Raw genomic sequence first — 26,037 nt, 5'->3', positions numbered from 1 at the left:
AGTCAGCGGCCTACGAGGCCTGTGCGGTTGATCAGAAGGTCCAGCGCCTCATCCACGGCAGTGAGCACCCGCGCCGCGGCCTGGTAGGCGGTCTGGTAGGTGAGGAGGTTGATCGTCTCCTCATCGCCGTCGACCGACGCGTTCGACTGCTGCGCGGTCACGGCCGCGACGGCGCCCATGTCGGCGATGTCGGCACGCTGCCTGTCGCCGGCGACGGCGACGGCGAATCCGGTGACGAAACTCGACCAGGTCTTGCTCGGCCCCGTCGCCGACGATCCCAGCGTGCTGATGCGGTCGGCGATCGTGGTGTCCTTCGCGCCGGCACCCGGAGCGGCCAGGGCGAGGTCGTCGAGGCCCGTAGGCACGACGCCGAGCCCCAGAGCCGCGGGTCCTGCGCCGGCGACCGAGAAGAAGTCGCCTCCCGGGGCGCCCGACGACGTCACTCCCGTGCGATGCACGTCGTTGACCGCTGTAGCGAGAGCGGTGGCTGTCTCGTTGTAGGCCGCTGCCACGCCCGCGAGAGTTCCCCCCTCCGACGCGGGAGCGAGAGAGCTGATCGTGCCGCCGATGATCCCTCCGGTGACCGACACGGCCAGGCCCGGTCGATCAGCCCAGGCGACACCGATGCGACCTCCGTCGGCGATGTCCCGCGGGCCGCTCGCGATGAGCGCACGACTGCTGTCGCCCGAGACGAGGGCGTTCCCGTCGACACGCAGAGTGAGCGTGCCGTCCGCCTCGACGCTCCCCTTCGCCCCGACTGCCGTCGAGAGCTGCTGCGCCAGGACGTTGCGCTGATCGATCAGCTCGTTCGCGTTCCGGCCCGACTGCAGAGCATCCCTGATCTGCCCGTTGAGCGTCGCCACCTGCCCGGCGACCGCGTTGACGTCGGCGATCTGACTGTCGACCTGACCGCGCAGGTCGCTCCACTGCCCCGCGATCGACTGGTACCCGGCCGCGATCTGGCCCACGAGCACGCTGGCGTTGGTGAGCACGACCTGCGCCGCGGCGGGATCCGGCGTGTTGGCCAGGTCCGACCATCCCGCCCAGAACCGATCGAGGTTGGCTGCGAGCCCGGCTTTGGTGGGTTCGGCGAGCACGTCCTCCGCCTGCCCGGCCGCCGTTGCACGAGCCACCCAGAAGCCGGACGTCGCGAGGGCATCGCGCACGCGGGCGTCGAGGATGTCGTCACCGAGCCGGGCGATGCCGGTCACCCCGACGCCACCGCCGATGCCGAGGCCCGACGGCCACAGCCCCGTCTGACCGGGTGCCGAGACCGACACCTGATCGACGCGCTGGCGGGTGTATCCGGGTGTCGCCTGGTTGGCGATGTTCTGACCGGTGACGGTCATACCCGCCCGTGCGGCGGAGAGAGCGGATTCTGCGAGCCGGAGCCCTGCGAAGGAAGACATGGTCCCCTCACACCCGGGTGTCGAGAAGTCGGGCGTCGGCGCCGCGGACGACATCGCCCTGCGGGTCGTACTCGCCGGTCGGCACACCGAGTCCGGCGATGGTCTCCTGCGTCACCCGGATCGCCGTGCGCAGTCGCTGCTCGTTGACCTTCTTCATGTCGCCGATCTCGTCGGCGAGAGCCGTCATCGCGTCGAGGTGCCCCGAGAGGACCTCGCGCCAGGCATCGGTGGGCGCGGCGTCGATCAGATCGCGAAGGGTCGTCGCCTCGGGGACACCCCATTCGTCAGCGACGGAGATGACGAGCGTGTCGCGGGAGAGAGCGACCGTCGGCATCGCCGCCAGAACGCGCTCGATCTCGTTCGCCGCGTGGTGGATCCAGCGGTTGCGTCCGGTCGCGAGCAGCATCTGCTGCTCGTCCAGCTTGAAGAGCAGCACCTCCAGCAGATCGCGCTCTCGCATCAGTTGCATGCTCAGGTCGTGAGCGGCCACGATTCGTCACCTCGTCATGTCACGGTTTCCGTGACGGGATCGCCCGTCACATCCACGACTATCGCGACAACGTGCGGACCAGTAACTCGGAGCGCATGGGGAGAACTCCCCATTGACAGATGTCAGGAGGTGGTGCTTGTGCGTCCGAGGGCCCCCAGGAGCAGCGCCTCAGCCGACTCGCCGGACGAGGTCTGCGCCGCTTCCTGGTTGGCGTCGCTCACCGCGAGGACGATCTCTGCACGGTTGATGCGCTTGTCCCGCGGAGCGTCGATGCCGACACGGACCCCGCTCGGGGTCACCGCCAGGATCGTCACGGTGATGTCATCACCGATCACGATGCTCTCATTGGCGCGTCTCGTGAGTACCAGCATGCGTCGTCTGCCTTCCATGGCGTGAGAGCTGTCGCGCCCTCTGCTCACAAACGTACCGTACTCGACTCGTAAATGAGCAGAACCGCACCTATACCGCAGCGCTCGGCAGAGCAGACTGCGTCGTCCGAACGACCCCGACGACATCAGTCGCGAGACCGCCGGCCGCCGCCTCGTCGTAAGACAGCACGGGGAGCCCGCCGACCTGCGATGAGACCATCCTCCGCACCGCCTGCCGCAGCGACGGAGCGCACACGAGCACCGGCTCCGGTCCGATCTGATCGAGCTCGGCGACCGTGCGCCGCACGTTCTCGAGCACCTGCATGGTCGCCTCGGGTGTCAACACGATCTGCGGTTGCCCCTCGACCACACGCATCCCCTCGAGCATCTGCTGCTCGAGCATCGGCTCGAACATCACGACGCGGATCCGCCCGTCCTCGGCGAACCGAGCGGCGATGGCCGGGCCGAGCGCGGCTCGTGCCGCATCGATCAGCCCTGCCGTCTCGGTCGACGTCTTGCCGCGGAGGGCGAGGGCTTCGTAGATGCGGGCGAGATCGTTGATCGGGACCCGCTCGGCGAGCAGCCCGGCGAGGACGCGCTGGATGCCGGCGAGCGACAGCACGGCGGGTGTGAGCTCCTCGACCGTCGCGGGGCTCGACTGCTTGAGGTGCTCGGTCAGCTGACGGACGTCCTCGAGCGACAGCAGCCGGTCGGCCTGGCTCTGCACGATGTCGGAGAGATGCGTGATGATGACGCTGGCCCGATCGATCACCGTGGCACCGGCCATGTCGGCGGCGTGCGACATCTCGGCCGGAACCCACTTGCCCTCGAGCCCGAACACCGGGTCCACCACGGCGGTGCCGGGCAGCTGCTCGAGCCCCGTGCCGATCGCGAGAACATGGCCGCGGGGCACGGCTCCGCGCCCCGCCTCGACGCCGGCGATGAGGATCGAGTACGTCTGCGCCGGCAGGTCGATGTTGTCGCGGGTGCGCACCGGCGGCATCAGGATGCCGATGTCGAGGGCCAGCTTGCGACGAAGCGACTTCACCCGCGTGAGCAGGTCGCCCGCTCCCCCGGAGGCGAGATCGACGATGTCGGGAGAGAGCGAGATCTCGAGGGCGTGCACACGCATCCGATCCATCAGCTCCTCGGGTCCCTCGGCCCCCGCCTCCTCGGCCTCCTGCTGCAGGGCGTCGGCCTCGAGTGCCGCATCGCGGTCCTCGTTGGCCTTGACCCGGGACGCCGCGAACAGGAGCACGCAGCCGATCACCAGGAACACCAGCAGCGGCATCCCGGGGATGAAGCCCATCGCGATCGCGGCGAGGCCGGTGATCACCAGTGCGTTGCGCGACTGCATGAGCTGTCGCCCTGCCGCCTGCCCCATCTCGGTCTCGGCGTTCTCGCGCGTGACGATCATGCCCGTCGACACGGCCATGAGGAGTGCCGGGATCTGGGTGACGAGGCCGTCGCCGATGGTGAGGATGCTGTAGGTCTCCAGCGCGTCCCCCACCTCCATGCCGTGCTGGACCATGCCGATGATGATGCCGCCGACGAAGTTGATGACGACGATCACGATCCCGGCGATCGCGTCTCCCTTGACGAACTTCGACGCACCGTCCATCGCGCCGTAGAAGTCGGCCTCCGCGGCGACCTCGGCACGGCGCCTGCGCGCCTCCGTGTCGGTGATGAGCCCGGCGTTCAGGTCGGCGTCGATCGCCATCTGCTTGCCCGGCATGGCGTCGAGGGTGAAGCGGGCACCGACCTCGGCGACGCGCTCGGCGCCCTTGGTGACCACGACGAACTGGATCACGGTGAGGATGAGGAAGATCACGGCGCCGATGACGAGGGATCCGCTGATGGTGATCTGCCCGAACGCCTGGATCACCTGGCCCGCGTGGGCTTCGCTGAGCACCAGGCGGGTGGAGGCGACGTTGAGCCCGAGTCGGAACAGCGTCGCGACCAGGAGCAGGCTCGGGAACACCGAGAAGTCCAGCGGCTTCTTGACGAACATCGCCGTGAGCAGGATCAGCAGCGCGAACGAGATGTTCAGCACGATGAGCACGTCGAGCAGCGGCGTCGGGATGGGAACGATGAGCAGGAGGATGATGCCGACGACGCCGACGGGCACCGCGCCCTTGGACAGGATCTGACCGATCATGGGTCTCGCCTTCTCGTTCTCTCTACTCGTTCGTCACTGTGCGGCGGCTCAGAGGCCGCGGTCTCGGGTGCTCGCGAAGGGCATGGTGTGCGTGCCGCGAGCCGTGCCCCGCCGCTTCAGGAATTCGATGAAGGCGAGGACCTGCGCGACGGCGGTGTAGAGCTCCTCCGGGATCTCCCTGCCCAGCTCGCAGGCCGCGTGCAGCGCACGCGCCAGCGGGATGTCTCGGACCATCGGCACCCCGGCCTCCTCCGCCTTCTCGCGGATCTTCTGCGCCACGATGCCTGCGCCCTTGGCGACGACTCGCGGGGCCGATTTGCCCGGCTCGTATCGCAGCGCCACCGCCACGTGCGTGGGGTTCACCAGCACCACGTCGCTGTCGCCGACGGCCGCGATCATGCGGTTGCGGCTCATGGCGAGCTGGCGAGAACGACGCTGGGAGCGCACCAGCGGGTCGCCCTCGCTCTTCTTGTGCTCATCCTTCGCCTCGTTCTTCGTCATGTGCGTGTGCTTGCGGTTGCGCCGCATCACCACCGCCACATCGATCGCCGCGAGCAGGATGCCGACGGCGACCGCCACCTGCAGCAGGGCGACGGCTCCCCCGGCGGCCTGCTCGAGCAGCCAGGTGATGTTGTGGCTGCCGCTCGCCATGAGCACCGGCACGAGACCGGACACGACGATCCACAGCGCGACACCGATCGCCGCCGTCTTGAGCAGGGCCTTCGCCCCCTCCCACAGGGCCTGTCGGCCGAACACCCTCTTGAGACCCGAGACGATGTTGAACTGCTCGGTGCGCATCGTCACACCCCGCAGATGGATGCCGCCCTGGGCGACCGCCGTCGCGGTCGTGGCGAGGAGGACGACCACGAGCATCGGCAGGAGGATGCCGCCGAGCGACGAGATCGCCGATCCGAGCACGTCGACGGCGGCACCGTCTGTGGGGTTCTTCGCCACCGGCGCGACCGCGAGGAAGAGCTCGGTGAGCACCTGCGTCCCGGATCCGATGGTCGGCACCATCATGACCCCGGCCGCCGCGATGCACACCCACGCGGTGAAGTCCTGGCTGCGGCCGATCTGCCCCTTCTTCCGGGCCTCCTTGAGGCGGCGCTCGGTCGCCTTCTCGGTGCGTTCCCCGCTGTCGCTCTCGCTCATCGGGTCACCCCCAGGAGCAGTCGGGCGGCGTCCTCGGCGATCACCGCGACCACGCTCGGTAGCGCCGCGTACACGAATCCGACGAGCAGCAGGGTGAGCCCGATCTTGATCGGGAAGCCCATCGCGAACGCGTTGAGCGCGGGTGCCACACGGCTGACGAGGCCGAGCCCGACGTCGGCGAGGAACAGCACGATCAGCAGAGGACCGGCGATCTGCACGGCGCTCAGCATCATCTGCCCCGCAGCGCCCACGAGCGCCTCCGCGGGCTTGCTGAGATCGATCATGCCCGTGACGGGGACGGCGTCGAACGAGCGGAACAGCCCGCCGAGCACCAGCTGGTATCCGTCGGAGGCGAACAGCAGCATGATGGCCGTCATCTGGAAGAGTCTCGTGAACTGCGCACCGTTGATCGCCATCCCCGGGTCGAACGCCTGCGCCAGCTGGAAGCCGCCGAACGTGTCGACCAGGTGTCCGGCGCCCTGGATGGCGCTGAAGAGCACCATCACCAGAAATCCGAGCAGGGCTCCGGTGAGGGCCTGACCCGCCAGCGCGAGCATGAACGCTCCGGTGTCGAGGCGCTCGTAGCCGGCGGTGACCACGGGTGAGACCGCCAGGGCCAGCCCGACGCCCAGCATCGCCCTGACCCGCATCGGGATCGTGCCGTGGCTGAACGGCGGGGCGAGCACCAGGAAGGCCGTGATCCGCACGCACGCGAGCGAAGTGGCCTCGAGCCAGGTGAAATCGATCGGGATGTTCATCAGCCGCCGTTCAGCAGCGAGGGGATCCGCGCGAACATCTCGTTCGTAAAGGCGATCAGCTCTGCGATCATCCACTGACCGCTGATCAGCAGCGCGATGCCCACGGCGACGAGCTTCGGCACGAACGAGATGGTCATCTCCTGCACCTGCGTGATCGACTGCAGCAGCGAGATCGCGAACCCGACCACGAGCGCCGTGATGAGCAGAGGCGCGCAGAGCTTCGCCCCGACGATGAGGGCCGCCTGTCCGATGTCGATGACCGCTTCCGGGCTCATCAGCCACCCCCGTTGTAGGACTGGATGAGCGCGGTGATGACCATGCCCCAACCATCGATGAGCAGGAACAGGAGGATCTTGAACGGCAGCGAGATCATCACCGGCGGGAGCATCATCATTCCCATCGACATCAGTGCGCTGGCGACGACCAGATCGATGACGAGGAACGGCACGAAGATGATGAAACCGATCAGGAAGGCGGCGCGCAGTTCGCTGATCATGAAGGCCGGCACGAGCGTCTGCAGCGGGATCGCAGCAGGATCCGTGGGGTTCTCCATCTGCGCCGCCCGGTGCATCAGGGCGATGTCCTCTTCCCGCGTGTACGAGAGCATCCATTGCCGCAGAGGTTCCTGGGCGAGTTCGAACGCCCGCCCGAAGTCGATCTGGCCTGCGGTGAAAGGGGCGACCGCGACCGTGTTGATGTCGGTGAGCACCGGCCACATGATGAACAGCGTCAGGAAGAGGCTGAGACCTGCCAGCACCTGGTTCGGCGGGATCGAGGGCAGTGAGAGCGCGTTGCGGGTGAGCGCGAGCACCACGAAGATCTTGGTGAAGCTCGACATCATCAGCAGCAGGGCGGGGGCGACGCTGAGCACCGTGATCCCCAGCAACGTCATGATGCTGTCGGACGGCGTGCCGTTGATGCCGTTGATGGTCACGCCGTCGCCGTCGCCGGTCTCGCTCGGCACCAGCGCCGACACCGACGCGGCATGTGCGCCCGTCGCACCGACCATGACGAGGACGGCCGCGACGCCGAGGGCGGCGGCGAGGAGGATCCACACACGCCGCGACGGAGACGTCACTCGCGCAGGCGGCGAGGCGGCGGATGCGGGCACGGCGGCACTCCGAAGATGGGTGACGTGGCCGATCCGTAGCCAGAGGGGCGAGCTATCCGTGCTCGCAGTCGACTATCGCGACAGGAGGGCGCGGGCGTAACCGGGAGCGCTCGAGTCTCCGAGCAGGTCAGGCCACGGACTTGAGCGCGCGATCCACGATGTCGTTCGACTGGTCGTCGTCGAGCGGAGACACGTCGGTCGTCGACTCCTCCTCGACGGGCGGGGCCTCCTGGGTGTCGACCACGTTGATGCCGTGCTCGGTGACTCCGAGGACGTAGCGGATGCCGCCGAACTCGGCCACCACGAGCTGAGCCTTGCCGCCGATGCCCGACCGTGCGACGACCGTGATCTTCTCCGGGCGCACTCGCGCGGTTGCGGCCGGGCGCGTGGGCCTGAGCTCCGTCAGCTTGGCGAGCTTCTTGGGCATCAGACCCGCCAGCGGGCTCACGCCCTTCGCCTGCGATCTCTGGAGGCGGCGACTGAGGAAGAGCAGCAGACCGAGCACCGCTCCCAATGCGACGATCGCACGCAGTGCGACGAGGATGTCGTCCATGGGTCAGACGGCCTCTGCGCCGTCGAGGATGCGCTCGACACGGATCGCGAAGTCGCCCTCGGCGACGACGACGGTGCCGTGCCCGATCAGCCGACCGTTGAGCTTGATGTCGGCGGGCGAGCCTGCGGCACGGTCGAGTTCGACGACCCGGCCGGGCTCCAGCGAGAGCACGTCGCGCACCGGCATCCGCGTGCGTCCGATCTCGACGACCAGCTCCATCTCGACACCGGCGATACGGCTCAGGCGCTGTGGGCCGGTGGAGGCGGCGGTCCTCGGGCCGTCGATGCGCACGGCGGCTCGCGCGACGACGCTCCCCGCCGCGTCGACCATGTCGAACACCTGGGTGCCGGCGTCGGTGAAGACCTCCACGGCATCCACCTGCTCGCCGTCGCCGAGGGCACCTCCACCGAGAACGGCGACCGCCGCCTCGAAGATCGGATGCAGCCGATCGGCCAGAGGCGCGTCCTTCGAGCCGTCCTCGAGCTGGGACGGATCGACCACCTGGATCGCGAGACGCGCACCGGGGCTGCCCGTGAAGGTGACGGCGACCGCCTGCCCCGATGCTCCGGGGTCGGTCGACGGCGTCGGGATCACGGGGTAGCCGAACGGCAGCTTGCCGGCGATCGCCGCGGCGATGGCGGTCTCGTGGAAGGTGCTCATGAGTGGGTCTCCTCAGGGGTGGTCGTGATCTTGCAGGTGAGGCGCGAGCCCCTGCTGCCGGGTGTCGCGAGGGCGATCCTGGTGCCCCCGGCCACGAGTTCATACGGTCTGGTCTCGGGGTGCGGCAGACGCAGCAGATCACCGGGGGCGAGATCGAGGATCTCGCCGGCGCCGATCGTGATCGGAGCGAGGCGCAGCGTGATCTCCAGGGGTGTGCTACGCAGCTGCTCCAGCGTCTGATCGGCCGTGTGGGCGGCGCTCGCATCCGAACCCGTCGCCGCCAGTCGGTCGACGACCGCGGATGCGGGGAGCATCACCGTCGCCGTCGTCTCCGAGTCGCCGAGCCGCATCGTGTATCGCGCGACGATGACGGCAGCGTTCGCTGCGATCACCTGCATGTACTGCGGGTTGTAGTGCACCGCGCTGAACCGCGGCGCTCCGGGAAGGAGCGCATCGAGACTCGCGTGCAGGTGCTCGAACGTGCCCTCCATCAGGTTGCGCACCAGAGCCAGCTCGATGGGGGTGAACGTGCGGGCCTCGGGCAACGACGTGCTCCGCCCACCCATCATCTGCACGACCCACAGCAGGGCTGTGTCGAGACCGAACTGCACGACGCAGGGCTCGTCGCGGTCGGCGAACGCCCCGGCCACCATCGCGGTGGTGCCGGGGAGCGTCTCGGAGTACTCCTCGTACGACACGAGGTCGACCGACTCGAGCGCCAGATGGGCACGCACCCGGATCTTGTCGGTGAGCTGCGACGACCACAGTCGCGCGAACGACTCGAAGGCCGCCTCCAGATGCCGCGTGCTCTCCCGACCGAGCTGGGCGGGGCGACCGAAGTCATAGGCGGGGTGACGTGCGGTGTCCTCGAGCACGGCGCCTGTGGTCATGGGTGTCTCCTCGACGGTGATGGTCATGCGCTCAGCCCTTCGCCGCAGCCGCGAGAGCCGGGATCAGTGCTCGCACCTGCTCTTCCTCGTCGGACTCGACGACGATGTCGACGCGTCTGTTGCTGGCCAGCGCCTGCGGGGTGTCACCCTGTGCGAGCGGGCGTGTGTCCGAGAAGGCGGTCGCCTTCACCCGTGGTCCGCCGACGCCCTCGTGCTCCACCAGGAACCGGGCCACCTGAGTGGCGCGTCCTCCCGAGAGCTCCCAGTTGGTCGGGAACGGAGCAGCGGAGACACGGTGGTCGGCGTGGCCTTCGACGCTGACCTGATTGTCGACCGTGACGAGCACGTCGCCGATCGTGTTGAGCACGGCATTCGCCTTCGCCGACAGGGCTGTACTGTTGTCGGCGAAGAAGGTCTCGGCGCCGACCAGTCCAACCTGGAGCCCGCGGTCGTCGATCACGAACTCGACTGTTCCCTGCAGCCCCTGGGCCGCCAGCGCGGAGCTCATGCGGTCACGCAGCTCCTCGAGCGACTCCAGCTCGGCCTCGGCTCGCGCGGACAGATCGACCACGCCGTCATCGTCCTGCAGTTCGGGCGGCACGATCAGCCCCTCTGCGGTGTCCGCCCCTCCTTCGGTGCTCTCCTGACCGAATCCGGTCGCGAGGCTGTTGGCGAGCAGCTCGAACTTCGTCTTGTCGACGTTCGACACGGCGAACAACACGATGAACAGGCACATCAGGACAGTGACCATGTCGGCGTAGGACACGGCCCATCGCTCGTCCGGCTCGTCGTGCGAGTCGTCCTCGTGTCCTCTGCCGCGCGCGCGTCGGGCCGGGCTCACAGGATGTCCTCCACGGACGACTCCTGCTCGCGCGCCTTCTTCGCCGCCTTGGGCTTCACGCTCGACAGAGCTTCGAGGCGCTCCTGCAGCAGATGCGGGGCGCTGCCCGCCTGGATGGCGAGCATCCCCTCGGAGACGAGGGTCATGCGCTCGAGCTCGACCGCGCCGATGCGGTTGAGACGGCCGGCGATCGGGTTCCAGATGAAGTTGGCCGACAGCAGACCCCACAGCGTCGCGACGAAGGCCGCCGCGATCATCGGGCCGAGATGATCGGGTTCGTCGAGCTTCTCGAGCACGTGAGTGAGGGAGACCACCGTCCCGACGATTCCGATGGTCGGCGCGTAGCCGCCGAGAGACCCGAAGAACTTCGAGGCGACGCGATTGCGCGACGAGGTCGCCGCGATCTCGTCATCCATCACCATCTGCAGATCCTCGGCGTCGGTGCCGTCCGCGAGCGCCTGAAGGGCCTGTCTCGTGAACGCGTCGGGAGCACCGTCGAGCTCCTGCTCGAGAGCGAGCAGCCCCTCGCCGCGCGCCTTCTCGGCATAGCCGACCAGGAACGGGATCACGGCCTCCGGGGTCATCTTCGGACCGCGGACCATGCGGCCGAGACTCTTCACCGCGAGGATGGTGTCGCGCATCGTGTGGCTGGCGATGCCGACGCCGATGGTCGAGCCGAGCACGAGGATCATCGGGGCGGGGATGAGCAGCGCCTCGAAGCTCGCGCCCTCCATCGTGATCATGGCGACGAGGGCGCCGAACGCCAGGATGACGCCGATGATGAATGCGGGATCCACGGTCACATCCCCGTCTGCGGGGTCAGTGCGTGGGCTGCGCCGAGCACGCGTGCGCGGTACGCGACGATCAGGTCGATCACCGAGTCGAGCGTCTCCTCGACCACGTGGACCTTGCCGTCGACCATGTGCAGAGTCGTGTCGGGCGATGCGAGGATGCGTTCGATCAGGTCGGGGTTCACCGCGAACCGGGTGCGGTCGAGGCGGGTGACGATGATCATCGCGGGGTCTCCGGGATCGGACGAGAGGGGGAAGTCTGCCCCGACTATCGCGACGCGGCCCGCCCCCGGTAACCAGGGACGGGCCGCGTGCACAGCGGGAGGCGCTCGAACGCGTCGAGTCGATCAGCGCTTCAGCTGCGTGAGCTCCTGGAGCACCTCGTCGCTGGTCGTGATGATGCGCGCGTTCGCCTGGAAGCCGCGCTGGGCCACGATCAGGTTCGTGAACTCCTGCGAGAGGTCGACGTTGCTCATCTCGAGCGCACCGGAGACGAGATCGCCGAAGCCCGCCTGGCCCGGCTCACCCATGCGAGCCGCACCCGAGTTCACCGAGACCCGGTATGCCGTGCCACCGGCCTTCTCGAGACCCTCGGGGTTCGCGAAGGTCGCCATCGCGATCTTGCCGAGCGTCTGCGTGGCGCCGTTGCTGAACGTGCCGACGATCGACCCGTCGCCGGTGATGCTGTACGACTTGAGCGACCCGGCCGCCGAACCGTTCTGTCCCGACACCGCGACGGTCGACATGTTCGCGTACCCGGTCACCGCGCCGAGGTCGACGCTCACGGCGCCCGCGGTCAGGGTGAGCCCCGCGCCCGCCTGCTTGCCGTCGGTGAACGTCAGCGAACCGGTCGCTCCGCTCACCGGCTCCGTGACGTCCCAGCCCGTCGCCGTCTTCGTGAAGGTCAGGCTCAGCGTCGACGGGGTGCCCTGCGCGTCGTAGACCGTCACATCGCGGACGAGCTCGTCACCGTCGGCCGCGGTGGAGGGGAGGTTTCCGGTGACCGTGGCACCGGTCGTCGCCTTGGCCGGCGAGACCGCGTCGAGCGGGAGCACGATGTTGCCGGTCGCCTGACCGGTGTTGACGACGCCGTTCTGCGCCGACCATCCCTGCACGACCGCACCGTCGGCGGTGACCATCTTTCCGGTGGGGTCGAACGAGAAGCCGCCCGCCCGCGTGTACAGCGTCTCCCCGCCCGAGCGAACCGCGAAGAAGCCGTCACCCGAGATCATCAGGTCTCCCCCGCGCCCTGTGGCCTGCGCCGAACCCTGCGCGAAGTTCGTGCGCACGCCCGCGACCTGCACGCCGAGGCCGACCTGCGCGGGGTTGCGACCGCCGACCTCGTCGTCGGGGATGCCGGGGTTGCCGATGAGCTGCGACAGCGAATCCTGGAACAGCACCGACGAGCCCTTGAACCCGGCCGTGTTGACGTTCGCGATGTTGTTGCCCGTGACATCGAGCATCGTCTGGTGCGAGCGGAGTCCGGAGATCCCGGAGTAGAGCGAGCGAAGCATGTGTTTCTCTCTTCCTGTGTGAGACGGGGGTCAGGCTGCGGCCGGGGTCGGCGTCGCAGGGGTGGTCGGGGAGGCGACGCCGGTGATGGCATCCAGAGCGATGGTCTTGTCGCCGATCGTCACCTGAGGGATGGGACCGTCGAACGACACCTTGGTGACGATGCCCGAGACCGCCTTGCCATCGGCGTCCTTGTAGCTCGCCTCCTGGCCGATGAGGGCGCTCGCCGCCTGGCGCATGTTCAGCGCGAAGGCCTCGGCACCGTTGTCCGCGAGCGTCGTGAGCTGCTCCATCATGGCGAGCTGGGTCGTCTGCGAGATCATCTCGTTCGTGTCCATCGGGCTGGACGGGTCCTGATGGGTCAGCTGCGTGACCAGGAGCTTGAGGAAGACCTCGCCGTCCAGCACCTGCTTGCGTGCGGCGGGGTCGGTCGTTCCTCCGGTGTGGATCGAGCTCGGGGCGCTCACGGCGTCGACGGTCATGTGGTCTTCCTCTCAGGCGAAGATGTCGAGACCCGCGCCGACGCCGGCGTGGGAGATGGTCGGGGTCGGTCGGGCGACCTCGGGGGCGCGTTCCGCGCCGGTGCGCTGCGGCGGGCGGCCACGGTCCGAGTCGCGATCGCCGGCGGCCTGGTCTCCCCCGGCGCCGCCCGCCCCTTCCTGGCCGCTGCGGGCGCTGTTCGCGTCCGATGCTGAGCCCTGGTTGATGCTCAGCGTGGCGTGCGGCATCACGGTGGCCAGGTCACGTCTCAGATCGATGAGGATGCCACGCAGCGCATCGCGCCCCGCATCCGTCGCTCCGCTCAGCTCGACCTGCACCTCGCCGCTCGCGCTGATGTGCGCGCGCACGGTGACGGGGCCGAGGCTGTCGGGGTTCACCGTCATGGTGAGATGATGCGTCCCCGTCGGACGCTGGGCGATGCTCACCACGACCGGCGAGACCTGGGCCGCGACGGCGCGGTTCGCCGCCGCAGTCTCCGGCGTCGAGACGGGAGCGGCCGGGGCCACCGCAGATGAGGGCACGGCGACGGGAGGAGCATTCGTCGCAGGCGATGCCGACGGGGCGCGCTCGCCGGAGTCGACGCGTGTCACCTGGTCTCTGGGGATCGCGCCTGCGGCGGCTGCCTCGCCGACGACCGCGACCGGGGTGGACGGCAGGGCGGAGACGATGGCCGAGGCAGGCTGCCCGGCGACCTCGCTGCGCACCCACGGGGCATCTGCGAGAGACGCAGACGCGGAGGTGCCCGGTGCCGAAGCCGGCGCGACCGATCCCGCAGACGTCGCGGCGACAGCGGCACCGGCGACCAGGTCGCCGACCGGCGTGGCGGTGGCCACGGATGCCGTCGACTCGTCGGCTGCGAGCATTCGGCTGCTCGGCGACGGGTCCGAGGCCGCCGGAGCCGACGCAGCTGCCGGAGCCGACGCATTTATCGGCGCTGCCAGAGCTGTCGGAATGATGAGCGGCTCGACCGATGTCAGCGCGGCGGTCGACGTGGACTCGTCCTCGCTGCTGCTGTCGGGCGCGGCTCCGTCTGCCGACGGCGGGATCGTAGCCCGGATGCCGGGAACGAGCTGCGCGGCGAGCTGGAGCATGGCGGTGGTCGTGGCATCCACCTCGACGGGTGTCCCGAACTCCCTGGCCGGTGCGTCGCTCGGATCCGTGCTGCTCTCCCCTGCGAGATCGGATGAGGACGACGAAGCGTTCTCGGCGTCGTCGAGCATCTGCCCTGCGGCGATCAGCGCATCCCCGAAGAGCGCTCCTGAGCCGCCCTCCGTGCGAGCGGAGTCGGCGTCCGACTGCGCGCCCGGCATCACACCGATCAGGCTCACCGCGGTCATCCGATCATCTCGATGAGCTTCTGCATCGATGCCGACGACGAGGAGGAGGATCCGGACGCGCTCGCCGAGAACAGGGTCTGCAGGGCAGAGACGAGCTCCGCGTTCTTCTCGCCCGTCGTGGCATCCGTGACAGCACCGACCACAGACTCCGGTGTCGTGGTGCCGGTGCTCGCCGCCGCCTTCGCCGCCTCCAGCACGCCGGAGAACGTGGCAGCGCTGGTCGCGCCGGTCGTACCCGTCTCCGATGTCGACTCGGTCGCGGCCGCCGCCCGGGCCACCGGGTCGAGCGAGACGATCTGGCTCTCGATCGCGTCGATGCGAGCGATCACCGCTCCGAGGCCGCTCATGCCGCACTCCCTTCACGGCGCGAGGCGTTCACGACCGCCATCTCGTCGAGGGCCGACTGCTCCGCGGCCAGCTCCGCTCGGGCGGATTCCACCCGGTGGCTGGTCTCGAGCCGCTCGAGCCCCTTGAGTTCGCGACGCGCGTCGACATGGGCGGACTTCGCCTCCGACTCCGCACCGCGCCGCATGTCGACGAGGGCCTGCAGGTCGCTGAGCGTGCTGCGACCGGCGGCGCGGGCAGCGGCCATGGCCATCAGTGCTCGAGGGTCGTCGATCTGCGCGCTGATGTCGGCGAGGCTCGAGATCGCGGTCTGCTCGGCGGCCTCTGCCGCTGCCCGATCCGCGCTCGCACGCGACAGCTGCTCGGCGGCCACGCGCTCCTGGGCGCCGCGCACGCGCAGCAGGCCGGCCAGGGGGAAGGTCATGGGATGAGTCCTCCGAAGTCAGTGGTGAGGGCGGCGAGCTGCTGCCAGGAATCGTCGGATGTCATGAGGTCGTCCATGCTCTGAGTCAGGAAGCGCGAGATCGCTGCATCATGCGTGAGCGCGGCGTCGACCAGCGGATTCGCGCCGGCCCGATAGGCACCGATGTCGATCAGGTCGTTCGCACTGCGGCGAGCGGCCAGCACGCTGCGCAGCGTCACCGCATCCTGCCGCTGCTGCGCGCTGGTGATCTTCGACACGACACGGGAGACGGAGCCCAGCACGTCCACCGCGGGGAAGTGTCCGCGGACGGCGAGTGCTCGGTCGAGCACGACATGGCCGTCGAGGATCCCGCGAGCGGCGTCCGCGATCGGCTCGTTGTGATCGTCGCCGTCGACCAGCACCGTGTAGAGCCCGGTGATGGAACCCACCGGTCCTGTGCCTGCGCGCTCGAGCAGACGGGCGAGCACCGAGAACGTCGAGGGCGGATATCCGCGCGTGGCCGGCGGCTCGCCCGCGCTGAGCCCGATCTCGCGTTGGGCCATCGCGACACGGGTGAGGGAGTCCATCATCAGGACGACGTCGAGACCGTCGTCGCGGAACCCCTCGGCGATCCGCGTGGCGACGAACGCGGACCGCAGGCGCGCCATCGCCGGCTGGTCGGAGGTCGCGACCACCACGACCGACCGGGCGAGGCCCTCCGGACCCAGATCGTCTTCGAGGAACTCCCGCACCTCGCGACCGCGCTCGCCCACGAGCGCGATGACGTTGACGTCTGCGGTCGAGCCGCGGGCGATCATCGACATGAGTGACGATTTGCCCACCCCCGAACCGGCGAAGAGACCGAGGCGCTGCCCGGTGCCCACCGGGGTCATGGTGTCGAGCACTCGCACACCGAGCCCGAGCTGGCTGTCGATGCGCTGCCGATCCATGATGCTCGGCGCATCGTGGTCGAGCGGGGCGTAGAGGGTGGTCGTGTCGAGCGGCCCCTTGCCGTCGATGGGGCGACCGAGCCCGTCGAGAACGCGTCCGAGGAGTGCGCGTCCCGTGGGCACCTGCAACGGGGCTCCGCCGTGTCGCACGCGGGCTCGCGCGGTGATGCCGTCGAGACGACCCAGTGGCATGCAGCGGGCGGATGCTCCGTCGACGGCGACCACCTCGGCGTCGACCGAGCGTCCGGGCACCGCGTCGATGCGGATGCGATCGCCCACCGCGGCGTCGATGCCGAGCACTTCGACCCCCAGCCCCCGCACCGCCCTCACGGTTCCCGAGCACTCCGGTCGAGCGGCGTCGAGAGCGCGCCGCCATGATGCCGTCGCCACGGTCACACGATCACCCCCGCGTTGCTCTCCTCGTCGCCGCGCAGCGCCGCAGCCGCGCGAGCGAGCGCCTCGGTGATCCGGGTGTCCACCGCACCGTCCTCGATCTCGACGATCGCGCCTCCGGCGTCCACGGCGTGCGACGCGACTATGTCGATGCCGCGCAGCGGTTCGATCGCCGGTGCATCGGCCTCGAGGGTGCGAACGTCCTGCTCGCTGAACGAGACGCGTGTCCATCGATCGACCGGCATCTCCGCGAGCGCCCGACGCAGCGCGTGCGCCGCCGACCGCGCCGGATCCGAGAGTTCGGTCCCGAGGATGGTCGTCGCGAGGACGACGGCCAGATCCTCGATCCGTTCCGTCGCGAGCGTGCTCATCTCGTCGATCCTGTGGTCCAGCGCGGTCCGCGCCGCGTCCATCGCGCGCAGCGCCGAGCCTCGCTCGTGCAGATACAGTTCCTGCAGCTCGTGCATCCGCTGCTGCTGCGCGATCTGCTGCTGCCGGGCCTCGTCGAGCGCGAGCCGTCGCCCCTCCGCGAAGCCGTCGGCGTATCCCCGGGTACGAGCTCTGTCGGCCTCGCCGCGGATGTCGATCGGAGTCTCGCCCACGCGTGGCACCACGAGCGGTGTGAAGGCGGAATCGAGCACGGAGGACACCTCGGAATCGAAGGGCGAGGCCTGTCCGTGGCCCGAAGGGAGAGCTATCCGTGCTCCCTGTCGACTATCGCGACAGTCGTCTGCATCCGTAACCATCCCGACCGATTCGCGCGCCGTGAGAGGGATCACTCGATGAGCTCGTCCTCGTCTTCGCGCGAGATCGTGATCTCCTCGGCTGCTTCCAGCTCGCGGATGATGCGCACGATCTCAGCGCGGGCCTCGTCGACCTGACGCATCCGCACGGGGCCGAGCACGCGGGTCTCCTCCGCCAGGTTCTCCTGGTTGCGCTCGGTCATGTTGCCCTTGACCTTGTCGGTGATCTGCTCGTCCGCGCCCTTGAGCGCGAGGGCGAGCATGCGCAGGTCGATGCCCCGGAGCACCCGCTGCGCGTCGCGATCCTCGAGACGGGCGATGTCGGCGAACGTCACCATGCGGCTCCGGATGTCCTCGGCGAGAGCGAGGTCACGTCCCTCGAGACTCGCGAGCAGCGACTTCTCGAGCGCGGTGTCGGAGCGGTTGATGATCTCGACGAGAGGCTGGACTCCCCCGATCGACTCGTGGTTGTCGCGCATCGCGAACACACCGGTGCGCGATCGCAGCGAGTCCGCGACGATCGAGATCGCCTCCTGCGTGGCCGTGCCCATGGTGGCGATCGCCTGAGCGACGTCGGTGCGCAGCGGATCCTGCAGCGCCGCGAGCACGGACGCCGCACGGTCCGCGCGCAGATTCGCCAGCACGACCGCGACCGTCGTCGGCAGCTCGCCCTCGATGATCGTGGCGAGCTGGGCAGGGTCGGCGGCGTTGAGGAAGTCGAACGACACCGATCCCTGCGACATCACACGGCCGACCATCCCGACGGCCTTCTCGCGTCCGAACGCCGTCTCGAGCAGGCCCGTGGCCAGTTCCTGGCCACCCCGCGACGGCACGGAGCCGCCGGTCGCGATGCGACGGAACTCGCCGAGGGCGGCTGCCGTCGAGGCGACGTCCACCCCACCGAGCTGGGTGAGTTCGGCGGCGAGCATCTCGGCGCGCTCCTCGCCCAGGTGACGCAGCACCTCGGCACTGGCGGCCCTGTCCATGTTCATCAGCACGATCGCGGCCTTGCGCAGACCGCTCATCGCCGCCACGGGGGCGGCGACGGATCCCGCGCCGGTCGATACCTCGACGGTGTCGGCCTGGGCATCCAGCACGTCGGTCAGCAGGCTCATACCGTCGCCTCATCCATCAGATCGGCCAGAGCAGTCGCGATCGCATCCGGTTCGCGCTTGGCGAGCTCGTCGATCTCACGTCGCCGGCGTTCGACGAGCACCTTGTCGGGTTCCGGCTCGTCATCGAAGTCGACCGACGCCGACGGGAGCAGCCTGGTCGGCGCGGTCGGCACGATCGCGTCGGCGTCCTTGAGCCCTCTGAGCGACTTGAGCTTCTGCTCCTCGCTCTCGGTGACGGTGGCGAAGTACTCGATCGGACCGTCGTCGGTGTACAGCACGCGGCGCTTCATCCGTCGTCGGACGACGAGGAACACGACGAGGACGATGACTGCGAGCAGGATCGAGCCGCCGATGATGGCCGACTTCAGGAGCTCCTGCTGCATCTGCGCACTGCGCTCCGCTTCTGCGGCCTGCAGGGCGGCCTGGGCCGCCGTCGCCCCGGTCTGGTTGAACTCGACGAATTCGACGGCGATCTCATCACCGCGCTCGACGTCGATTCCCGCGGCGGATGCCACGAGCGCCTCGATCTGGTTCGCGGTGACACCCGTCACGGTGCCCCGGTTCAGCGCGATGCTCACGGTCTGCCGAGTGACCTCGCCCGCGGGGGTGACGGTCTTCTCCGTCGACTTGTTCACGGCGTTGTCGCGCGACGTCTCCTCGAACTCGTACGCGCCGCTGCCCTCAGCGTTGTTCGGCACAGCGATGTTGTCAGGACCGAGCACGCCCGTGCCACCGCCCTGCCCGCCGGTGTAGGTCTCGGTCTTGGTCTGCTCCGAGGCGCTGAGCTCGCCCTCCGGCGCCGAGTACGTCTCCTCCATCCGCTCGGAGGTCGAGTTCGCGACGTCCGCCGACACCGTCACCGTGGCGTTGCCCGGACCGACGATCGTGTCGAGCATCTTGCTGACCGATGCCGCGACCTTCGCCTCGTGCTCGGTCGCCTGCTTCGACGAGTTGCCCGTGAGTCCGGTTCCGACGGCGGACAGCACCCGACCGTCCTGATCGGTCACCGCGACGTCCTCCGGAGTCATCCCCGGCACCGCGGCACTGGTCAGGTGCACGATCGCCTCGATCTTCTCGTCACTCAGCGTCGCCCCGTTCCGGGTCTTCACGAAGACGGAGGCGGTGGGGCTCTGCCGCTCCGAGACGAACACGCTCTCCTCGGGGATCGCGAGCTGGACGGATGCCGTGGAGATGCCGTCCATCGCGCCGATCGTGCCCGCGAGCTCGCCCTCGATGGCCCGCTTGTAGGTCACGGACTGCTGGAACTCGCTGGCGGTGACCCCCATCTTGTCGAGCAGGGTGTAGCCCTCGCTCGTGTCGCTCGGGAGGCCCGCCGAGGCCGCCGCCAGCCGCTGCGGGTACACCTGATCGTCGGGCACGAGGATGGTCGCTCCGCCTTCGGTGAGCTCGTAGCCGACGCCCGCGGACTTGAGCTGCTCGACGACGGCCGAGGCGTCGCCGGCGCTGAGGCCGGTGAACAGCGGGCTCATCTGCGGCTTGGTCAGCCAGGCCCCCAGTGCGATGGCGCCCATCACCAGCAGCGCGACGCCGATGATGGCGATCGTGCGCTGTGCGAGCGTGAATCCTCCGACGACCTGCTTGGCACGGTCGTAGTAGGTCGTGAGCATCTTCGGCATCAGGCCTGCATCCTCATGATCTCGTTGAATGCCGACACGCTGCGGTCGCGGACCGCCACGACCAGGTCGAGCGTGACGGAGGCGCGTGTCGAGGCGATCATCGCCTGGTGGATGTCCTGCAGATCACCGGTGACCGCCTGCACGGCGAGCTCGTTCGAGGTCGACTGAAGCTGCTGCAGGTTCTCGACGGCGCCGGTCATCGACGTCGCGAAGGCGCCGGCCGATCCGGAAGCCCCCGCACCATCGGCGCCGCTCTCGAAGCTCAGGGGTGCGAGCGGGGTCACTCCCGCGGCGGAGACGGGCTCGATCCCGGCGCTCATCAGCTGCGGCCGATCTGCAGTGCGGCCTCGTACGTCGTCTTGGCGCGATCGACCACGGCCGCATTCGCCTCGTAGCCGCGCTGGGCGAGGATCAACATGCTCATCTGGTCGCCGAGCTCGACGTTGGGGTACTGCACGTACCCGTCCTCGTTCGCGTACGGGTGCTCGGGGTCGTAGACGAGCTTGCCCTCGGCCTCGGATTCCACGACGCCCGCGACGTACACTCCGGGGCTCTCGGTGCCGGCCTGCACGGTGACGAACTTCTCACGGAACGCCTCCTGGCCTGCCGGCGTCGCCGTGTTCACGTTGGCGATGTTGTCGCTGAGCGCATCGAGCCATTTGCGGTGGGCGGTCAGACCGGTCCCGGCGATGCCGATCGCGTCGAAGGTCATGCGGACGCCTGGCCGATCGCCTTGGTGATCGAGGCGGCCTGACCGCCGATCGCCTGGCTGGCGAACTGGAACCGCAGCACCGTGTCGATGTTCGACAGGGTCTCGGTGTCGAGGTTGACGTTGTTGCCGTTCAGGCGCGTCGGCTCGAGCGACCGCTCGACCGTGGCGGCGACGCTTCCCGAGCCGCTCTCGACGGCGGAGCGCAGCTCGTCCTCGAACTGAACCCGCTGGGCGTGGTAACCGGGGGTGTTGACGTTCGCGATGTTCTCGGCGATCGAGCGTTGGCGCAGAGCCAGCCCGTCGAGGGCGCTGATCAGCGCGGAGGAGGTGACGGATTCGAGCACGGGGGCACTCCGGATGTTGGTGGAGAGGCCTATCCGTGGCCAATCGTCGAGCGATCCGTGCTCAGTGGGGACTATCGCGACAGTGACCCCTCGCCGTAACCGACCGCGTTCACCCCTGGACGTCGAGATACACCGGGGCGTCGCCGGGTCCGGTCGGCACCCGGCGCAGTGCGGCGATCTCACGGGCGACGTTCGCTCGAGAGGTGACCAGGCCGTTGATCATGAGCTGCTGACGGGCGAGCACCGCCTCGGCACGCTCACGCAGCTCATCGGGCACAGGACCCGGAGGTGGAGCGAACGGCTGTTCCTCCATCTGCTCGTCGGCGGCGTCGAGAGCCCGCTCGAACTGATCGAGAACGGTCAGCCAGGCGGAGAGGTTGTCGGACACGATCGCTCAGGCCAGCGCCGACGTCGACGACGACGGAGCCGAGGTCGTCGTGGTCGCCGCCGCGGCCGCGTGCCACGCGTCACGCAGCGGGACGACGAGGTCGCGGCACTCGGCGGTCACCGCGCGATCGCGCGTGATGTTCGCCGTGATGAGGCGGCCCGTGAGGTAGGTGTAGACGCCGCGCAGCTCGGCCGAGCCGTCCCACGCGTCGGTGAGAGAGCCGTTGAGCTCCGCGACGATCTGCTGGGCATGCGTGAGGTGGCTCCCGGCGGTCGTCCAGTCTTCGGCATCCTGCGATGCGCCCGCGCGCTCGATGTCGACGAGGAGACGGTCGTACAGAAGGATGAGCAGCCGTTCCGGTGAGGCGGAGGCGACCTGCTGCTCGAGGTACTGCTGCTTCGCGCGGTCGAGGGAGGTGATGGGCATGGTGTGTGACTCCGATGCGGTGCGGGTGGAGGGTTCTCAGGTCACGACGACGACGTCGTGTTGGTGAGGCCGGCGAGCTGGGAGGTGAGCCACGAGGACTGGGACTGCAGCTTCGACAGCTGCACCTCGAGCTGCGAGTACGTGCGCTCGAGTGTCGCCCGTCGCTGTTCGAGCCGGATGTCCCACCTCTCGACCTGGGTCTTGAGGGTCTTGACCTCGGACTCCTGACCGGTGATGCGCTGGGTGAGCAGTCCGTCGTACTTGTCGGAGTACTGACCCGTCACGGTCTCGACACGCCCCGCGATCGCCGAGAACAGCTCCTGGGTCTTCTCGGGGTCGTCGGCCAGCGCCGCACCGAACTTCTCGGCGTCGAACGAGAGCACGCCCTTGTCGCTGATCGAGATCCCGATGGTCGAGGGAGAGACGCCGTCCACCGGATACTGCATCGCGCTCGCGAGCGCGCCGCGCAGATTCCGCACGGTGCTGTCGCCGGTGAAGACGCCCAGGGTCGTCGTCTCCCCCACAGCGCCGATCGTCGCCTTCGAACCGTTGTCGATGCGCGTGAGCAGTGCGGCGATCTCCTTGACGAAGGCCTCGGCCGATGTCGTCTGCGCCTTGGCATCGAGTGCGACGACCACGGCCACCGGGTCGGTGCTGACCTTCGACACCGTGACGTCGATGCCCTCGCTCACCGTGAACGTGTTGCTGGCACTGTTGAGGGTCTGCTCGGCCGCGGTTCCGGCGAACAGGCGGATGCGCGCATCGCTGCCCTGCGTCAGCACGGCGGCACCCGACTCGGTCGCGACGTCGACCGACGATCCGGCGTCGACGTCGGCGCCCGTACCCCGGTGCAGGGTGAAGCGCGCCTCTTCGCCGGTCTCGGCGGAGGTCAGCTGGATGCGAGAGAGCGGCTTGCCGTCGGCATCCGTTCCCGCGGGGACGACAGTCGCGGTGACGCCGGTCCTCGCCGCGTTGATGGCCTTGGCCAGGTCCTGGGGCGTGCCGCCGTTCGGGGTGACCTCGGTCTGTGTGCCGTCCGAGGCCACGAGGGTGAAGGTGCCTGCCCACGCGTCAGCGCCCGCTGCCGCGGTGACGATCGAGTGGGCCGAGGCGATCGCGTCGACCACCACGCCGGTCGAGAACGGGCTCGCGGTGGCACCGGCCGTGACCTTGACGGTCTCGGCGGATGCGGTCGCGGTGAAGGCGGCGAGCGATGTCGGGCCCGCCGCCGCCTTGGCTTTGGCGACGAGGGCCTGCAGCGAGGTGTTGAGCGACTGCAGGTTCGTGATGATCGAGTTGCGATCGGTGATCTTCGTGGTGATGAGCTTCTTGGGGATCGCCGACACGTCCATGAGCGCGTCGATGAGCTCGCCCGTCTTCAGGCCGGAGATCAAGCCGTCGAGTTTCATCCTCGGATGCCTTCCCAGTGGTGCGGATCGTGTCGGTCCTAGAGCAGGGCNGCCCCGAGCGCCTCAGGCGCAGCGACTCAACGGAGAAGCTGCAGCACGCCCTGGCCGGACTGGTTGGCCTGCGCCAGCATCGCCGTGCCGGCCTGCGCGAGGATGTTCGCAGCCGTGTACTTGACCATCTCGGCGGCCATGTCGGTGTCCGCGATACGGCTCTTCGCCGCCGACAGGTTCTCTGCCGAGACCTGCAGCGAGTTGACCGTCGACTCGAAGCGGTTCTGCACCGCACCGAGGTCGGCGCGAGCCGACGAGACGCTCTTGATCGCAGCGTCGACCGTGGTGATGGTCGCCGCTGCGAGCGTCGGCGTGGCGAAGCCGTCGGTGGTGACGATGTCGGCCTTGAGGTCCGTCGCGAGCGTCTTGATGTCGGCGGACGCGAGGTTCACCGTGATCTGGCTCGAGGCGGCGCCGTCAGCACCGACCTGGAAGCTGAGCACACCGTCGCCTGCGGCACCGGCAGAGGCATCGAGCAGCTTGATGCCGTTGAAGTTGGTGCTGTCGGAGATACGGGCGAGCTCGTCGACCAGCTGCGTCACCTCGGTGGTGATCGCCTTGCGCGAGTCGGCGTTGTTGGAGTCGGATCCTGCCTGCACCGCGAGGTCGCGGACACGCTGCAGGATGGAGTGGACCTCGGTCAGTGCACCTTCCGCGGTCTGGATGACCGAGATGCCGTCCTGAGCGTTGCGGGCTGCGACGTTCAGGCCGTTGACCTGCGAACGCAGGCCCTCGGAGATGGCGAGACCGGCGGCGTCGTCGGCTGCGCGGTTGATGCGCAGACCGCTCGAGAGCTTCTCGAGCGACTTCGAGACGTCGTTCTGGTTCGCCGACAGGTTGCGGTACGAGTTGAGCGCGCTGACGTTGGTTGCGATCTGAAGACCCATGAGTGTTCCTCCGTGGTTATGGGACTGAATGCGGGCCCATCCGTGGACCTGCACAACCGATATTCGCGACATGCGACATCGGCGTAACCACCGTTGCGGAAGATTCTGGACTCGTCGTCACACGGCCGCGAGAAGTGCGCCCGATCGCGGCATCGCATCGACTCTGGCCGGCCCGAACAGCGCCTCGAAGAACTCCGTCTTCGCCGCGGTCGAGCGGTCGCCGGTCGTGCCGTTCTCCCAGGCCTCCATCGCCTCACGCATCAGGACGAGCCCGCGAGAGCGCAGCTTCGACACATAGGCGTGGCTGACCTCGAGCTCCTCGGCGAGGTCCTTCACCATGCGATCCTCGAGGTAGATGCCGCGGACGACCTTCTGCATCGCCCCCGGGAGCGCATCCACGACACGATTGACCATCGCCCGCGTCTCGGACTGTTCGACCGCGTGCTCGGGAAGGATCACACTGTCCGTGAGATCAGTGGCCTGACGACCGGTCTCGGCGTCGAAGTGCTCCTCGAAACTGGTCGCCGTGCGCACCATCTCGTCGAGCTGGCGCATCTCGGCGACCGCGTCGGCCGAGAGGCCCGTCTCCTTCGCGAGTTCCGGGATCGTCGCCGGTCGTCCCCTGCGAGCCAGCAGCGTCTCCGCCGCGAGCCGCACTCGCTCGATCTTCTCGCGTGCGCGCTCCCCCGCCGGGTCGGCCCGACGCATCTCCGAGAGCATCGCCCAGTTGATCTGGCTGCTGGCGAACGCTCCGAAGGGTATGCCGCGGGACGCGTCGTACGACAGCGCCGCGCGCGCCAGGCCGAAGCGAGCAGCCGAGAGCAGGTCGTCGAGGTCGAGGTGCGTCGCGGAACGCGCCTTCTCGACCGCGAGGAACGTCGCGAGCGGCATGTTGTCGCGCGCGAGCTGGTCCGGCGTGGAGGCCAGGACGTCAGCACTGCTGGAATCAGCAGAAAAAGCAGAATTACTCAGCAATGCGACTCCGAAGCTAGGACAACTGTTTTACGAGTGAAGCTAGCATGAACCTCGCGTTTATGAGTAGAAAACGCACCCGCTTTCTCCTGTGCAGCGATCAGCATCCCGATCTGTCCGCGGTCTGAGATGATCGATCGATGGGCGCGCATCGTGGAATCGACCGGCCCTTCTCCGCGGCACCGCGGGTCGGGGCCCGTTCATGAACCGCCACCAGCGGGCGAAGGGTCGCGGGATCTGGCGTCGGCGTCGCGCACGCGCCGATCGCGGCGCCCATGTCGCCGACCGCCTCGACACGACGGCGATCGTGATCGACGGCGATGCTCACGACCTCGTGCGTGACCTGCAGGTGAGCGCCCTGCAGGAAGGAGTGCTGCTCCAGACGTTCGACACGGCCACGGAACCGGCGCAGATCGTCATCCTCGCGATCGAGGGCGACGGACGATCGTCCCTGCTGAAGATCAACACACTGCTGAGGTCGGCCCCCGAGACCGTGACTCCGGATGCTCTGCGGATCGCCGTGATACGCAGCGGCCGGGCGCGGATCGCCCCCGCGAAGCTGCAGCGATTGCTCGCATCCGAGATCCTGTTCCAGATCACGGTGGCTGTCGCACCGGTCACCGCGGGTGCACGGGACCGCTCCCTGCGACAGCGTCTCGTGCTGGGGTCGCTCGACGCCGCCGGTTTCAACGTGCTCCGCGTGGGCTGACGGCACGCTCCGGTCTCGGGCA

32 protein-coding genes are annotated in these 26,037 nt (G+C 68.7%); 1 reads left to right on the top strand and 31 read right to left on the bottom strand.

Features of this window, described 5'->3' with window-relative positions:
- Nucleotides 1-2: 2 nt before the first annotated feature.
- From flgK to ACTJKH_RS14295, 31 genes are all read right to left on the bottom strand, one after another.
- Entirely contained in the window at nt 3-1,409 is a 1,407-nt protein-coding gene (gene flgK, locus ACTJKH_RS14445; protein ID WP_440737488.1) for a flagellar hook-associated protein FlgK, read from the bottom strand.
- Nucleotides 1,410-1,416: 7 nt separating this feature from the next.
- Nucleotides 1,417-1,899 carry a flagellar export chaperone FlgN gene (gene flgN / locus ACTJKH_RS14440; protein WP_210098118.1) on the bottom strand — a complete coding sequence of 161 codons (483 nt, stop codon included), beginning with the start codon at nt 1,897-1,899 and terminating at the stop codon, nt 1,417-1,419.
- 122 nt (nt 1,900-2,021) lie between these two features.
- Nucleotides 2,022-2,270: a carbon storage regulator CsrA gene (csrA, locus tag ACTJKH_RS14435; RefSeq protein WP_259162653.1), complete on the bottom strand. Its 249-nt coding sequence runs from the start codon at nt 2,268-2,270 to the stop codon at nt 2,022-2,024.
- 88 nt (nt 2,271-2,358) lie between these two features.
- Nucleotides 2,359-4,425, bottom strand: coding sequence for a flagellar biosynthesis protein FlhA (locus ACTJKH_RS14430; protein WP_440737487.1), 2,067 nt, complete (start codon nt 4,423-4,425; stop codon nt 2,359-2,361).
- Nucleotides 4,426-4,473: 48 nt separating this feature from the next.
- On the bottom strand, nt 4,474-5,577 hold the full coding sequence (locus tag ACTJKH_RS14425) for an EscU/YscU/HrcU family type III secretion system export apparatus switch protein (protein ID WP_210098121.1): 1,104 nt from the start codon (nt 5,575-5,577) through the stop codon (nt 4,474-4,476).
- The gene (locus ACTJKH_RS14420) at nt 5,574-6,335 is read right to left on the bottom strand and encodes a flagellar biosynthetic protein FliR (RefSeq protein WP_259162656.1); all 762 of its coding nucleotides are present in this window, start codon (nt 6,333-6,335) and stop codon (nt 5,574-5,576) included. The genes ACTJKH_RS14425 and ACTJKH_RS14420 overlap by 4 nt, the downstream gene beginning before the upstream one ends.
- Nucleotides 6,335-6,610 (bottom strand): flagellar biosynthesis protein FliQ, encoded by a 276-nt coding sequence (gene fliQ / locus ACTJKH_RS14415; protein ID WP_210098123.1) that lies wholly within the window; start codon nt 6,608-6,610, stop codon nt 6,335-6,337. Before fliQ ends, ACTJKH_RS14420 begins: the two co-directional genes overlap by 1 nt.
- Nucleotides 6,610-7,446, bottom strand: a complete 837-nt coding sequence (fliP, locus tag ACTJKH_RS14410; protein WP_440737486.1) for a flagellar type III secretion system pore protein FliP — start codon at nt 7,444-7,446, stop codon at nt 6,610-6,612. Before fliP ends, fliQ begins: the two co-directional genes overlap by 1 nt.
- Before the next feature lie 127 nt (nt 7,447-7,573).
- The gene (locus ACTJKH_RS14405) at nt 7,574-7,999 is read right to left on the bottom strand and encodes a flagellar biosynthetic protein FliO (RefSeq protein WP_440737485.1); all 426 of its coding nucleotides are present in this window, start codon (nt 7,997-7,999) and stop codon (nt 7,574-7,576) included.
- Between the two features lie 3 nt (nt 8,000-8,002).
- Entirely contained in the window at nt 8,003-8,659 is a 657-nt protein-coding gene (locus ACTJKH_RS14400; protein ID WP_440737484.1) for a FliM/FliN family flagellar motor switch protein, read from the bottom strand.
- Nucleotides 8,656-9,576 carry a flagellar motor switch protein FliM gene (locus ACTJKH_RS14395; RefSeq protein WP_440737483.1) on the bottom strand — a complete coding sequence of 307 codons (921 nt, stop codon included), beginning with the start codon at nt 9,574-9,576 and terminating at the stop codon, nt 8,656-8,658. Before ACTJKH_RS14395 ends, ACTJKH_RS14400 begins: the two co-directional genes overlap by 4 nt.
- A gap of 4 nt (nt 9,577-9,580) precedes the next feature.
- Complete coding sequence (locus tag ACTJKH_RS14390; RefSeq protein ID WP_210098126.1) at nt 9,581-10,390, bottom strand: OmpA/MotB family protein; 810 nt, start codon at nt 10,388-10,390, stop codon at nt 9,581-9,583.
- Nucleotides 10,387-11,187 carry a motility protein A gene (locus ACTJKH_RS14385; RefSeq protein ID WP_259162660.1) on the bottom strand — a complete coding sequence of 267 codons (801 nt, stop codon included), beginning with the start codon at nt 11,185-11,187 and terminating at the stop codon, nt 10,387-10,389. Before ACTJKH_RS14385 ends, ACTJKH_RS14390 begins: the two co-directional genes overlap by 4 nt.
- A gap of 2 nt (nt 11,188-11,189) precedes the next feature.
- Complete coding sequence (locus tag ACTJKH_RS14380; RefSeq protein WP_210098128.1) at nt 11,190-11,405, bottom strand: flagellar FlbD family protein; 216 nt, start codon at nt 11,403-11,405, stop codon at nt 11,190-11,192.
- Nucleotides 11,406-11,528: 123 nt separating this feature from the next.
- Entirely contained in the window at nt 11,529-12,695 is a 1,167-nt protein-coding gene (locus ACTJKH_RS14375; protein WP_210098129.1) for a flagellar hook protein FlgE, read from the bottom strand.
- A 30-nt stretch (nt 12,696-12,725) separates the two neighbouring features.
- On the bottom strand, nt 12,726-13,175 hold the full coding sequence (locus ACTJKH_RS14370) for a flagellar hook capping FlgD N-terminal domain-containing protein (protein WP_440737482.1): 450 nt from the start codon (nt 13,173-13,175) through the stop codon (nt 12,726-12,728).
- A gap of 12 nt (nt 13,176-13,187) precedes the next feature.
- Nucleotides 13,188-14,531 carry a hypothetical protein gene (locus tag ACTJKH_RS14365; RefSeq protein WP_440737481.1) on the bottom strand — a complete coding sequence of 448 codons (1,344 nt, stop codon included), beginning with the start codon at nt 14,529-14,531 and terminating at the stop codon, nt 13,188-13,190.
- Nucleotides 14,528-14,878, bottom strand: a complete 351-nt coding sequence (locus ACTJKH_RS14360) for a hypothetical protein (RefSeq protein ID WP_440737480.1) — start codon at nt 14,876-14,878, stop codon at nt 14,528-14,530. Before ACTJKH_RS14360 ends, ACTJKH_RS14365 begins: the two co-directional genes overlap by 4 nt.
- Complete coding sequence (locus ACTJKH_RS14355) at nt 14,875-15,300, bottom strand: hypothetical protein (protein ID WP_440737479.1); 426 nt, start codon at nt 15,298-15,300, stop codon at nt 14,875-14,877. Before ACTJKH_RS14355 ends, ACTJKH_RS14360 begins: the two co-directional genes overlap by 4 nt.
- Nucleotides 15,297-16,619 carry a FliI/YscN family ATPase gene (locus ACTJKH_RS14350; RefSeq protein WP_440737478.1) on the bottom strand — a complete coding sequence of 441 codons (1,323 nt, stop codon included), beginning with the start codon at nt 16,617-16,619 and terminating at the stop codon, nt 15,297-15,299. Before ACTJKH_RS14350 ends, ACTJKH_RS14355 begins: the two co-directional genes overlap by 4 nt.
- A 2-nt stretch (nt 16,620-16,621) precedes the next feature.
- The gene (locus tag ACTJKH_RS14345; RefSeq protein ID WP_440737477.1) at nt 16,622-17,263 is read right to left on the bottom strand and encodes a FliH/SctL family protein; all 642 of its coding nucleotides are present in this window, start codon (nt 17,261-17,263) and stop codon (nt 16,622-16,624) included.
- Between the two features lie 134 nt (nt 17,264-17,397).
- Entirely contained in the window at nt 17,398-18,480 is a 1,083-nt protein-coding gene (gene fliG, locus ACTJKH_RS14340) for a flagellar motor switch protein FliG (RefSeq protein WP_245340799.1), read from the bottom strand.
- Nucleotides 18,477-20,117, bottom strand: coding sequence for a flagellar basal-body MS-ring/collar protein FliF (gene fliF / locus ACTJKH_RS14335; RefSeq protein ID WP_440737476.1), 1,641 nt, complete (start codon nt 20,115-20,117; stop codon nt 18,477-18,479). The genes fliG and fliF overlap by 4 nt, the downstream gene beginning before the upstream one ends.
- Nucleotides 20,117-20,437 carry a flagellar hook-basal body complex protein FliE gene (gene fliE / locus ACTJKH_RS14330; protein WP_210098137.1) on the bottom strand — a complete coding sequence of 107 codons (321 nt, stop codon included), beginning with the start codon at nt 20,435-20,437 and terminating at the stop codon, nt 20,117-20,119. Before fliE ends, fliF begins: the two co-directional genes overlap by 1 nt.
- Nucleotides 20,437-20,829: a flagellar basal body rod protein FlgC gene (gene flgC / locus ACTJKH_RS14325; RefSeq protein WP_210098138.1), complete on the bottom strand. Its 393-nt coding sequence runs from the start codon at nt 20,827-20,829 to the stop codon at nt 20,437-20,439. The genes fliE and flgC overlap by 1 nt, the downstream gene beginning before the upstream one ends.
- Nucleotides 20,826-21,173 carry a flagellar basal body rod protein FlgB gene (locus ACTJKH_RS14320; RefSeq protein WP_210098139.1) on the bottom strand — a complete coding sequence of 116 codons (348 nt, stop codon included), beginning with the start codon at nt 21,171-21,173 and terminating at the stop codon, nt 20,826-20,828. The genes flgC and ACTJKH_RS14320 overlap by 4 nt, the downstream gene beginning before the upstream one ends.
- Before the next feature lie 109 nt (nt 21,174-21,282).
- The gene (locus ACTJKH_RS14315; RefSeq protein ID WP_210098140.1) at nt 21,283-21,561 is read right to left on the bottom strand and encodes a hypothetical protein; all 279 of its coding nucleotides are present in this window, start codon (nt 21,559-21,561) and stop codon (nt 21,283-21,285) included.
- A 6-nt stretch (nt 21,562-21,567) separates the two neighbouring features.
- Nucleotides 21,568-21,987, bottom strand: coding sequence for a flagellar export chaperone FliS (fliS, locus tag ACTJKH_RS14310; protein WP_440737475.1), 420 nt, complete (start codon nt 21,985-21,987; stop codon nt 21,568-21,570).
- Between the two features lie 41 nt (nt 21,988-22,028).
- Complete coding sequence (gene fliD, locus ACTJKH_RS14305) at nt 22,029-23,396, bottom strand: flagellar filament capping protein FliD (RefSeq protein WP_440737474.1); 1,368 nt, start codon at nt 23,394-23,396, stop codon at nt 22,029-22,031.
- 77 nt (nt 23,397-23,473) lie between these two features.
- A complete protein-coding gene (locus ACTJKH_RS14300; protein WP_210098142.1) occupies nt 23,474-24,334 on the bottom strand; it encodes a flagellin N-terminal helical domain-containing protein in 861 nt (286 codons plus the stop codon).
- A gap of 117 nt (nt 24,335-24,451) precedes the next feature.
- The gene (locus ACTJKH_RS14295; RefSeq protein WP_440737473.1) at nt 24,452-25,309 is read right to left on the bottom strand and encodes a sigma-70 family RNA polymerase sigma factor; all 858 of its coding nucleotides are present in this window, start codon (nt 25,307-25,309) and stop codon (nt 24,452-24,454) included.
- A gap of 199 nt (nt 25,310-25,508) precedes the next feature.
- Between ACTJKH_RS14295 and ACTJKH_RS14290 the strand changes: the two genes are divergently transcribed.
- Nucleotides 25,509-26,015 (top strand): hypothetical protein, encoded by a 507-nt coding sequence (locus tag ACTJKH_RS14290; protein WP_440737472.1) that lies wholly within the window; start codon nt 25,509-25,511, stop codon nt 26,013-26,015.
- The last annotated feature ends 22 nt before the right edge of the window (nt 26,016-26,037 follow it).

This window comes from Microbacterium sp. 22215, from assembly GCF_052045655.1.
Lineage (GTDB): Bacteria > Actinomycetota > Actinomycetes > Actinomycetales > Microbacteriaceae > Microbacterium > Microbacterium phyllosphaerae.
Note: the sequence above shows the minus strand (reverse complement) of the source record. Positions and strands in the feature narration are given on the sequence as shown.

Bases quoted from the DNA above. Each gene is read 5' to 3' on its own strand.
- ACTJKH_RS14355 (WP_440737479.1), bottom strand. From the start codon at position 15,300: ATGACCTTCCCCCTGGCCGGCCTGCTGCGCGTGCGCGGCGCCCAGGAG.
- csrA (WP_259162653.1), bottom strand. From the start codon at position 2,270: ATGCTGGTACTCACGAGACGCGCCAATGAGAGCATCGTGATCGGTGAT.
- ACTJKH_RS14380 (WP_210098128.1), bottom strand. From the start codon at position 11,405: ATGATCATCGTCACCCGCCTCGACCGCACCCGGTTCGCGGTGAACCCC.
- fliQ (WP_210098123.1), bottom strand. From the start codon at position 6,610: ATGAGCCCGGAAGCGGTCATCGACATCGGACAGGCGGCCCTCATCGTC.
- ACTJKH_RS14290 (WP_440737472.1), top strand. From the start codon at position 25,509: ATGAACCGCCACCAGCGGGCGAAGGGTCGCGGGATCTGGCGTCGGCGT.
- ACTJKH_RS14405 (WP_440737485.1), bottom strand. From the start codon at position 7,999: ATGGACGACATCCTCGTCGCACTGCGTGCGATCGTCGCATTGGGAGCG.
- ACTJKH_RS14395 (WP_440737483.1), bottom strand. From the start codon at position 9,576: ATGACCATCACCGTCGAGGAGACACCCATGACCACAGGCGCCGTGCTC.
- fliD (WP_440737474.1), bottom strand. From the start codon at position 23,396: ATGAAACTCGACGGCTTGATCTCCGGCCTGAAGACGGGCGAGCTCATC.
- ACTJKH_RS14375 (WP_210098129.1), bottom strand. From the start codon at position 12,695: ATGCTTCGCTCGCTCTACTCCGGGATCTCCGGACTCCGCTCGCACCAG.
- ACTJKH_RS14370 (WP_440737482.1), bottom strand. From the start codon at position 13,175: ATGACCGTCGACGCCGTGAGCGCCCCGAGCTCGATCCACACCGGAGGA.
- ACTJKH_RS14365 (WP_440737481.1), bottom strand. From the start codon at position 14,531: ATGACCGCGGTGAGCCTGATCGGTGTGATGCCGGGCGCGCAGTCGGAC.
- flgC (WP_210098138.1), bottom strand. From the start codon at position 20,829: ATGACCTTCGACGCGATCGGCATCGCCGGGACCGGTCTGACCGCCCAC.
- flgK (WP_440737488.1), bottom strand. From the start codon at position 1,409: ATGTCTTCCTTCGCAGGGCTCCGGCTCGCAGAATCCGCTCTCTCCGCC.
- ACTJKH_RS14400 (WP_440737484.1), bottom strand. From the start codon at position 8,659: ATGAGCACCTTCCACGAGACCGCCATCGCCGCGGCGATCGCCGGCAAG.
- ACTJKH_RS14360 (WP_440737480.1), bottom strand. From the start codon at position 14,878: ATGAGCGGCCTCGGAGCGGTGATCGCTCGCATCGACGCGATCGAGAGC.
- fliE (WP_210098137.1), bottom strand. From the start codon at position 20,437: ATGAGCGCCGGGATCGAGCCCGTCTCCGCCGCGGGAGTGACCCCGCTC.
- fliF (WP_440737476.1), bottom strand. From the start codon at position 20,117: ATGCCGAAGATGCTCACGACCTACTACGACCGTGCCAAGCAGGTCGTC.
- ACTJKH_RS14420 (WP_259162656.1), bottom strand. From the start codon at position 6,335: ATGAACATCCCGATCGATTTCACCTGGCTCGAGGCCACTTCGCTCGCG.
- fliS (WP_440737475.1), bottom strand. From the start codon at position 21,987: ATGCCCATCACCTCCCTCGACCGCGCGAAGCAGCAGTACCTCGAGCAG.
- fliG (WP_245340799.1), bottom strand. From the start codon at position 18,480: ATGAGCCTGCTGACCGACGTGCTGGATGCCCAGGCCGACACCGTCGAG.
- ACTJKH_RS14425 (WP_210098121.1), bottom strand. From the start codon at position 5,577: ATGAGCGAGAGCGACAGCGGGGAACGCACCGAGAAGGCGACCGAGCGC.
- ACTJKH_RS14300 (WP_210098142.1), bottom strand. From the start codon at position 24,334: ATGGGTCTTCAGATCGCAACCAACGTCAGCGCGCTCAACTCGTACCGC.
- ACTJKH_RS14430 (WP_440737487.1), bottom strand. From the start codon at position 4,425: ATGATCGGTCAGATCCTGTCCAAGGGCGCGGTGCCCGTCGGCGTCGTC.